The following is a 7,509-nucleotide window of genomic DNA, read 5'->3' as shown; positions in this document are numbered from 1 at the left end:
AAATCGCCGACGCATGCGTCGGCGATTTTTTGTCTGCAAGGTAGTGACAGGCAGCCTCGGCAGCGCCAGTGCCTCAGCTGCCGAGATCTACCGTTAGCGTCACTCAGTTATCGATGGCGTCGCTAGCATCCTGCAGCAGGTTCGAGGTGGCTGACTTGGTGCTCTGCCAGGCGCTGGAGGCGCCTTGTTTGGTCTGTTCCCAGGCTTCGGCGGCGTGGGACTTGGCATTCTGCCACCAGTCATTGTCATAGACCGGCTGCTGGCTGAGCTGGTCCCGATCCATGTCGAGCACGACGTGGTATTCGATGTTGTCGAGATCGCTGTCGTTCTGGGTCTCGACCTGGAAATTGCCTTTCTCGACGACAAGGTCCTTGTCGCCCATATCGAGGACGCCGCCGGTCTCGATCACCACGGCCTGCACCGACATGTCTTCACCCAGCAGGATATCGTCGACATCGCCGATGTCCTCGTCAGGGGCGTTCTTCAGGAAGACATCGGCATCCATCAGCTCCTCGGCGGAGTAGAGGCCTTGAAGCTCATTGCCCTGTGCGTCTTCCTGCGCGAGCGCGGCGTGGGAGAATCCCGCGCTGCCGGCAACGAGTGCGGCGGCGCCCAGTGTCTGCTTCCATGTCATGTTGGCCATATCGGTCTCCTTGCTTCCTGGCTTTGTCGAGCGCCGCTACTGGAAAATTGTCCTGGCAGAGGCGTCGAATGACGTGCAACTTGCTGTAATCCATATCCTTTTAAAGATTACAGTCTGTAATATAGTTGCTCGCCAGCCGATTTCAAGGCGAACCGATACCCGGCCGATCAGGATTTTTCACGTGCGTCGTGTCCGACGCTCGTCGGTTGCGGGCGATTCGACGCCCAGATCCCGCCGTCGCGTATCGAATGGTTACAGCAGGAACGCCAGCTCGACCGGCAAGTAGATGAAGGCGAGCAGGGTGGAGCAGAACACCAGGCTGGCAACGTACTCGGGCTCCTGGCGCGAGCGCTGGGCGAAGAGATAGTTGTAGACCGCCACCGGCATGCTCATCTGAAGCGCGAGGGCGCTGACAGCGATTGCCGGCAGCGAAAGCAGATGGCCGATGCCGAAGGCGAGTGCCAGCGCGATGGGTACCCGGCAGAGAGTGAACACGAACCCCGATGTGAGATTGCGTGCCTGAATACTGGCGAGCGAGACCCCGAGCGTGATCAGCATCATCGGAATCGTCAGGCCGGACAGCAGATGAACCGAGTTGTAGAGCCACGCCGGCAGGTGAGTGCCAGTCAGCAGCAGCGTCATCGAGATGGCGATGCTGTAGAGCGTCGGATTGCGCGCCAGTGCCTTCCAGGGGTTGCCCCGCGCGGCCATCATCATGCCGACCGTGAACTGGATCAGGGCGTTGGCGACCCAGGCCGTCATGGCGAAGGTGAAACCGTCCGAGCCAAACGCATAGAGCGCGACGGGCAGGCCCATGTTGCCGGCATTGGGGTACATCATCGGCGAGATGAGCACACGCCAGGGCTTGTTCAGCAGCCTGGCAACGCCAAAGCTGGCGATGGCCATGCCCGCGAGCACGCCGAAGGTAGCGATCAGGGTCAGGCCAAAATCGTCAGGGTCGACATCGGCATTGGAGAGCGACGCGAGCACCAGCGCGGGAGTGCCGATATTGAAGACCAGCTTGGTAATGAACTCGGTCGGGTAGGAGAGCCCCAGGCGAATCCAGCCGAAACCGATGCTCGCGCCAACCAGGACGGGGGCCATGACGGCGAACAGTTGAGCGAGCATGCGGAAGACCTCGGAAAGCGATGATGGATGAGCCCCCTGGTGGGGAGCGGAAAACCGCATCCATTGTCATCAATCCGTCGTCGGCAATCCACCGCCGAATCGGAAGCGGCCAGCGATGTGATCGGGATTGGCGGTCAGGCGAGTTCGATCGCGACGCGACCCAGGTGGCAAGGCGTCGCTTCCATGAAGCGGTGGGCCTCGACGATCTCCTCGAACGGATAGATTCGATCCACCTGGGGCTTCAATCGGCCCTCGCGCGTCAGTCGGTCGACGGCGGCGATGCCGCGATCGAGCGCCTCACGGTTCTGCGGTATGCCCAACTCCGGCTTGCCACTGAAATTGGACAGGCAGTGGATATGAAACTGAATGTTCTTGCTGAACGCGGCCTTGGCCGGAAACGTCGTCTGGTTGCCACTCAGGGCGCCATAAAGAATCAGCCGTCCGCGTGGCGCCATCAGGTCGCCCAGAAGGCTCAGTTGGGGCCCGCCCTGAACGTCGAGCACCACGTTGACGCCCAGTCCATCGGTCAGCTTGTCGATACGCCGGCCCAGATCCTGCGTTTCGGTATGAATGACCGCGTCGGCGCCGAGTGACCTGAGATAGTCGATCGCCTCCTCGAACGGCGTCGCGGCGATGACCTGGGCGCCCATCGCTTTCGCTACCTGCACGGCGTACGGGCCACCGATGTGACAGGCGTCCGTGATCAGCACGGTCTCGCCCGGCTTGAGATCGGCCACCTCTCGAAAGCCGAGCCAGCTGATCAGGGAGGGCACGTAATGAACGCTCGCCTGGAGCGGCGTGAGGCAGTCCGGGTAGCGGATCAGCGCCTGGACCGGCAGCGTGGCGCGCTCGGCATAGGTCGCGTAGCGGTTGGGGTCGTAGGCCGGAATCGACGCGACGCGATCGCCGGGCGCATAGTCCTCGACGCCCGGTCCGACCGCCTCGATCACGCCGGCCAGTTCGCAACCGATCCCGGCGGGCAGCGTGGCATGGGTCTGCGCCATGTCGCGTCGCCAAAGGACGTCCTGCCAGTTGATGCCGACCGCCTGCGTCTTGATCGCTACCTCGCCGGCGGCGGGAGAGGCGGGCTCGCTTTCGATGATTTCCAGGACGTCGGCGCCGCCAAATCGTTGAAATTGTATTGCGCGTGACATCTTGCACCTCGATTTTCTCGCAACTTGTTTTTGACTCTAACCACGATAAGTGACAAACACTATGTTGAGATGTCGATATCGGCTATAAGCCGGATCGATAACGCCTGCAGCGCGGTCAACGGCCTCCGGGGCATCGAGGGCGCCGAGACGTTCGTTCGGCGCGGTGCTCGGCGGCCGGATGGTATCCAGTCATCGCAGGCGAGAAGGCCATCAGGGAGGGAGCGGGCCGTCGATGAACCGAAGTGATCTACGCGGTGTGGATTTCAAACTGCTTGTCGTGTTCGAGACACTGATGCAGGAGCGCAGTGTTTCCAAGGCCGCCGAGCGTCTGTTTCTTGGCCAGCCGGCGACCAGTGCGGCGCTCTCCAGGCTTCGCGATGTCTTCGGCGATCCGCTGCTGGTGCGGACCGGCCGTCAGATGGTGCCGACGGCAAGGGCCCAGGAGATCTTCGACGCGCTCCAGCCGGCGCTGGACGCCATCTCCAGCGTGCTGAGCCGAACGACCGAGTTCGACCCGGCGACTAGCCAGGCGGTCTTCCGCGTCGGCTTCAGTGACGATGTCGAATTCGCGCTGCTGCCGGCGCTGCTCAAGCGCTTGCGCAACGAGGCGCCGGGCATCGTGCTGGTCGTCCGTCGCGCCGATTTTCATCTGATGCCCGAGCTTTTGAATACCGGCGAGGTAACGGTGGGTGTCGGCTATGCTCGCCAGCTTCCGGCCAACGCCAAGCAGCGGGTTCTGCGCCAGGCCTACGCCAAGGTGCTGCGGGCCGATACCCGGCCGGGATCATTGAGCCTCGACGAATACTGCGCTCGTCCGCATGCACTGGTCTCGTTCGACGGCGATCTCAACGGCTACGTCGATGACCTGCTTGCCGAGCAGAATCGCAAGCGACGCATCGTGCTGGCGGTGCCGCAGTTCAACAGCCTCGCCTCGCTGCTGCAGGATACCGACATGGTCGCGACCGTACCGGACTACGCCGCCGACGTGCTCGCGGCCCAGGGCGGGCTACGCGTGGATGAGCTACCGCTCGAGCGCCCCCCCTCGCCCATGAGCATGGTGTGGCAAAGCGTCTATGACAACGACCCCAGCGAGCGCTGGCTGCGGTCGCGTATACGCATGATGTTCTCAGACGAAGATTAGACCTTTCAGACGAAGTCTTGTCCGGGGGCGCCGAGAGCAGCGTCGCCTTGACTTCTCCAGTGAAGATCAGAATCATTCGCGCCTGCGTTCTCTGCGAGAATCAGCGCTGACTCACGCCGCCGGAGCCTGACGACCGGTGGCGGCCTCCCACCCCGATCCCGAGATCCGAATGGAACTACTGCGCGTCGTCTTTCGTCATTACCGCTGGCCGTTTGTCGGTGTCATGCTGCTGAGCCTCGTGAGCGCCGGGCTGGGTATCGGCGTGATCGCCTTCATCAATCATTATCTGATCGAGAGCACGGCGGCAGAGGGCGAAGGCAGCGTGGTGACGGCGCTCGCGCCTTTCATCGGCCTCGTCGCGCTGCTGCTGGCGGTGACGCTCGGCTCTCAGCTGGCGCTGACGACGCTCGGCCATCACTTCGTCTATCGTCTGCGCGGTCGCCTGGTCAAGCGAATCCTGGACACCGATCTCGAACGTCTGGAGCAGCTGGGCAGCGCCCACCTTCTGGCGAGTCTGTCCAGCGATATCCGCAACGTCACCATCGCCTTCGTACGTCTCCCGGAGCTGGTTCAGGGCGTGATCATCACGCTGGCATCGGTCGCCTACCTGCTCTGGTTGTCGCCGCCGCTGCTGCTGGTGACCGCGGTATGGATCGCGGTGACGATGATCGTCGGCTGGTGGCTGGTGTCGCGGGTCTATCACCACATTCGCGTGACCCGAGAAACCGATGACCGACTCTATCGCAGCTACGAGACGATCATTCACGGCCGCAAGGAGCTCGCGCTCAACCGCGATCGCGCCCGGCATCTGCTGGAACAGATCTACGACAGCGACGCGCGCACCTACCGCGATCACATCATTCGTGCGGATACCTATCATCTGAGCGCCGGTAACTGGACGAACATCATGATGCTGGGCGCCATCGGTGTGGTCTTCTTCCTCGCCAACGGACTCGGCTGGTCCAATACGGCCGTGGCCGCCACCTTTTCGTTGACGCTTCTGTTCCTGCGCTCGCCGCTCATTCAGGCGGTCGGTGCGACGCCGACGTTGATTACCGCCCAGGTCTCCTTCGACAAGCTGCGAGAACTGGCGCTCGCACCCTACGCGCCGGGCTTCGATCTGGTCGAGCACGACGCCGACTGGCGTACGCTGGAACTCCGCGGAGTCACCTATCGTTACCCGGAGAAGGCCGGCCGAGCTGGCTTCGGCATCGGCCCCGTCGACCTGCGCCTGACCCGAGGTGAACAGGTCTATCTGATCGGTGGCAACGGCAGCGGCAAGTCGACGCTGGCCAAGCTTTTGACCGGACTCTATCGGCCCGCCGGTGGCGACATCCTGATCGACGGCGAGCCGGTGGAGGAGGCCGACTGGCATCGCTACCGGCAGCGATTTTCTGCCGTCTATACCGACTTCCACCAGTTCGACCGCCTGATGGGGCCGCGTGGCGGTCCTGCCGATCCCGCGCTGCTCGACAACTGGCTCGAGACGCTGCAGCTGGCGAAGAAGCTGCAGCTCGAATCCGGTCGGGTCATGGACACCGAACTTTCCCAAGGGCAGCGCAAACGTCTGGCGCTGTTGATGGCGCTGGTCGAACGGCGTCAGATTCTGCTGCTCGACGAGTGGGCCGCCGATCAGGACCCGCAATTCCGGCGCACCTTCTATCGTGAGCTGATGCCGCGCTTCCGCGAGCTGGGTATCACGGTCTTCGCCATCAGCCACGACGACCACTACTTCGCTCACGCCGATCGGCTACTCGAAATGCGCGGCGGCCAGCTGCGCGAACTCATCGGTGACGAGCGCGACCTGGCCAGCCGCGACGCTGTGGCACGAATCGACGCCGACTGAGGCGCACCCTCGCGACAGCATCGCCGCGCCGGGATCAATCGACAGCTTGCTCCCGGTCGCTGAACGTCAGTGTTTCGATGTCGACCAGCGAGGCCTCGATACCGTTGCCCTCAACATGAGTAGCGCCGTCTTCGGTTGTGATCGAGTAGTCCTCCCGCGCCCCCTCGAAGCGGGCGATATCCTCTCCTTCGCCGCCGTCCAGCCAGTTGTCGCCCCAGCCAAAACCGGGGTCCAGCACGTCGTCACCGTCGCCGCCGTAAAGGTGGTCGCTGCCTGGGCCTCCGACTAGTGTCACCCCTTTGTCGCTGCCATGGATCTCGTCATTACGGCGAGACCCTACCACGTCGTCGAAGGTGACTTTGTTGCTCGACATGTCGGTCGGCGCACCGAACGATTCACCTTCGTTGACCCAAAGGGTGGTCGACATCTTATCGTGGTCCGGATCGCGAATGGATTGGGTGACATGCACGCGATTGTCGTGGTCACTTCCGCCATGGAAGTTGATGTCTCGGTCGGTGCGAGTCACCTCGATATCGTTGCCGACAGAGGAGTGCCACGATGCAAATAGTACACTGTGGCGCATGCCCGAATCACTGAGGTCGTCGAAGGTACCGTCATAGCTTTCGCGTAGCTCGAAAGCGTAGCCGTTGCCCCCTTTGCCCTTGTCGAACGCGCCGTCGGCGGTGAGAGAATCGGCATCGATGTCCAGCGAACGGCTGAATTCGAAAGCGGTCGAAGGTCCGTTGTTCACGGTGATATCCTCGAGCTCGCCAGCCGTGGTGTCCGCGTACTCGACCGCGTGATAGCGCGACAGATCATCGAGCGTATTGGAGAACTCGCCGGCATCCGGTTCGCCGAGCTCGAAGTCCACTGAAAAGCCTTTCAGGGCTACATCGTCGGCGCTATCGACTCGCGTCAGCTCGGCTTTGCCGTGGTCGAAGTCGAAATGCACGCCGCGATCCAATGTGACGACATCGCCGTCGATACCGATCACCTTGGCCATGCTCGTGCGCAGCGGCGAATCGATCTCCCGCCACGCGTCGTCTCCGATACTGTTGAGGTACTCGGTGTTGTTGTTCTGCGCGATACGAACGGTGTCGCCGACCTTGAGATTTTTCGTTCCGTAGAGCTCAAGGGTGGTGTCGCCTTCCTGAGCATCGGACGCCAGACTACTGATACGACTCTTGCCGCTGCCGGTTACCAGAATGGCGTTGTCGTCGTTCGCTTTCAGGGCATCGTCGGTGAACGTGAGGTGCGTTTCGTCGCTCCCTTCACCGACTAGAGACACGTCCGAGCGGGCGATGGTGATGGCATGGTCGAAGCGATACTCGCCGGATTCCAGCTTGACGGTCTCATTTTCGTTGGCTTTTTTGTTAATGATATTTTCGAGCTCGTCGGCGGTGATATCGTTGTCGACACGAATCATGGTGCACCCTTGGCGTTGCTGTGGATCAGTGAAACGGCGCGATCCTACCCAGATCATTGCCCGATCAGGGAAACGCTTTGTAGCATTTGGTTTATTATGGTGAGAAGACGCTCGGAGAGCGTTAGCTGGGCATGCGAGCCCGATGGGATATCGGGGCCTTCTGCGCAAGCG

At 62.0% G+C, this 7,509-nt stretch carries 6 protein-coding genes; 2 read left to right on the top strand and 4 right to left on the bottom strand.

The genetic code is table 11. The features are described from left to right. Positions 1–103 precede the first annotated feature (103 nt). From IE125_RS12535 to IE125_RS12525, 3 genes are all read right to left on the bottom strand, one after another. Complete coding sequence (locus tag IE125_RS12535; protein ID WP_229809088.1) at positions 104–643, bottom strand: PRC-barrel domain containing protein; 540 nt, start codon at positions 641–643, stop codon at positions 104–106. Between the two features lie 252 nt (positions 644–895). Then, positions 896–1,771: an AEC family transporter gene (locus IE125_RS12530; protein ID WP_189445015.1), complete on the bottom strand. Its 876-nt coding sequence runs from the start codon at positions 1,769–1,771 to the stop codon at positions 896–898. A gap of 134 nt (positions 1,772–1,905) precedes the next feature. Next, a complete protein-coding gene (locus tag IE125_RS12525; RefSeq protein WP_189445014.1) occupies positions 1,906–2,925 on the bottom strand; it encodes a zinc-dependent alcohol dehydrogenase family protein in 1,020 nt (339 codons plus the stop codon). A gap of 232 nt (positions 2,926–3,157) precedes the next feature. Here IE125_RS12525 and IE125_RS12520 point away from each other — a divergent pair, with 232 nt between their 5' ends. Both IE125_RS12520 and IE125_RS12515 read left to right on the top strand, forming a co-directional pair. Further along, on the top strand, positions 3,158–4,066 hold the full coding sequence (locus IE125_RS12520; RefSeq protein WP_189445013.1) for a LysR family transcriptional regulator: 909 nt from the start codon (positions 3,158–3,160) through the stop codon (positions 4,064–4,066). A 169-nt stretch (positions 4,067–4,235) separates the two neighbouring features. After that, positions 4,236–5,912, top strand: coding sequence for a multidrug ABC transporter permease/ATP-binding protein (locus IE125_RS12515; RefSeq protein WP_189445012.1), 1,677 nt, complete (start codon positions 4,236–4,238; stop codon positions 5,910–5,912). Between the two features lie 34 nt (positions 5,913–5,946). Here IE125_RS12515 and IE125_RS19315 read toward each other — a convergent pair whose 3' ends face one another. Further along, positions 5,947–7,506, bottom strand: a complete 1,560-nt coding sequence (locus IE125_RS19315; protein ID WP_268249105.1) for a calcium-binding protein — start codon at positions 7,504–7,506, stop codon at positions 5,947–5,949. Positions 7,507–7,509 lie beyond the last annotated feature (3 nt).

Origin of the sequence: Salinicola rhizosphaerae (genome assembly GCF_014652715.1) — a bacterium.
GTDB lineage: Bacteria > Pseudomonadota > Gammaproteobacteria > Pseudomonadales > Halomonadaceae > Salinicola > Salinicola rhizosphaerae.
This window is presented reverse-complemented; position numbering and strand designations above follow the sequence as displayed.